This window comes from Arenibacter sp. F26102, assembly GCF_023015865.1.
Classification (GTDB): domain Bacteria; phylum Bacteroidota; class Bacteroidia; order Flavobacteriales; family Flavobacteriaceae; genus Arenibacter.
In genome coordinates this window covers 1-1,504 of record NZ_JALKBC010000051.1, presented here as the reverse complement: position 1 = coordinate 1,504, position 1,504 = coordinate 1, and the positions used below count along the sequence as shown (strand labels likewise).

Annotated in this window: 1 protein-coding gene; it reads right to left on the bottom strand. The window is 61.4% G+C overall.

What is annotated here, in order from left to right:
- Positions 1-9: 9 nt before the first annotated feature.
- Positions 10-1,407 carry a hypothetical protein gene (locus MWU78_RS22200; RefSeq protein ID WP_247002002.1) on the bottom strand — a complete coding sequence of 466 codons (1,398 nt, stop codon included), beginning with the start codon at positions 1,405-1,407 and terminating at the stop codon, positions 10-12.
- Between the last annotated feature and the right edge of the window lie 97 nt (positions 1,408-1,504).

Sequence of the window (1,504 nt, the reverse complement as noted above, 5' to 3'; positions counted from 1 at the left end):
AGCGGCCGCTCACTTGCCCAGGCTCAGGCTCAGGGACTTCTGGGTGTAGTGGTTGTGCAGGGCCTCGTGCATCACGGAGCAGCTGAAGACGTTGCCCTCCTGCCATCTGGACTTGTCCACGGTCAGTCTGGAGTACAGGAAGAAGCTGCCGTCGCTGTCCAGCACAGGGGGGGTGGTCTTGTAGTTGTTCTCGGGCTGGCCGTTGCTCTCCCACTCCACGGCGATATCGCTGGGATAGAAGCCTTTCACCAGACAGGTCAGGGACACCTGGTTCTTGGTCATCTCCTCTTGGCTAGGTGGCAGGGTGTAGACCTGGGGCTCCCGTGGCTGGCCCTTGGCCTTGCTGATGGTCTTCTCGATGCTGCTAGGCAGGCCCTTGTTGGAGACCTTGCACTTGTATTCCTTGCCGTTCAGCCAGTCCTGGTGCAGCACGGTCAGCACGGACACCACTCTGTAGGTGCTGTTGAACTGCTCCTCTCTGGGCTTGGTCTTGGCGTTATGCACTTCCACGCCGTCCACGTACCAATTAAACTGGACCTCGGGGTCCTCCTGGGACACGTCCACCACCACGCAGGTCACCTCGGGGGTTCTGCTGATCATCAGGGTGTCCTTGGGCTTGGGGGGGAACAGGAACACGCTAGGTCCGCCCAGGAACTCGGGGGCAGGGCAAGGGGGGCAGGGAGGGCCGTACTTGCTCTCCACTCTCTTGTCCACCTTGGTGTTGCTGGGCTTGTGGTCCACGTTGCAGGTGTAGGTCTTGGTGCCCAGGCTGCTGGAAGGCACGGTCACCACGCTGCTCAGGGAGTACAGTCCGCTGCTCTGGAGCACGGCGGGGAAGGTATGCACGCCGCTGGTCAGAGCGCCGCTGTTCCAGGACACGGTCACGGGCTCGGGGAAGTAGTCCTTCACCAGGCAGCCCAGGGCGGCTGTGCTCTCGCTGGTGCTTCTGCTGCAAGGGGCCAGGGGGAACACGCTGGGGCCCTTGGTGCTAGCGCTGCTCACGGTCACCAGGGTGCCCTGGCCCCAGTAGTCGAAGTAGTACATCAGTCTCAGCAGCTTGGCGCAGTAGTACACCACGGTGTCCTCGCTTCTCAGGCTGCTCAGCTCCATGTAGGCGGTGCTGCTGCTCTTGTCCACGGTCAGGGTCACTCTGCCCTGGAACTTCTGGTTGTAGGTGGTGCCGCCGGTGTTGGGGTTGATGCCGCCCATCCACTCCAGGCCCTTGCCGGGGGCCTGTCTCACCCAGTGCATGGTGTACTCGGTGAAGGCGTAGCCGCTGGTCTTGCAGCTCACCTTCACGCTGGCGCCGGGCTTCTTCACCTCGGCGCCGCTCTGCACCAGCTGCACCTGAGAATGCACGCCTGTGGTCACGGACAGAAAGAACAGGAACACCCAGCTCCATTCCATGGTGGTCTATTCGAACTTCGTGTCAAGGACGGTGACTGCAGAAAAGACCCATGGAAAGGAACAGTCTGTTAGTCTGTCAGCTATTATGTCTGGTGGC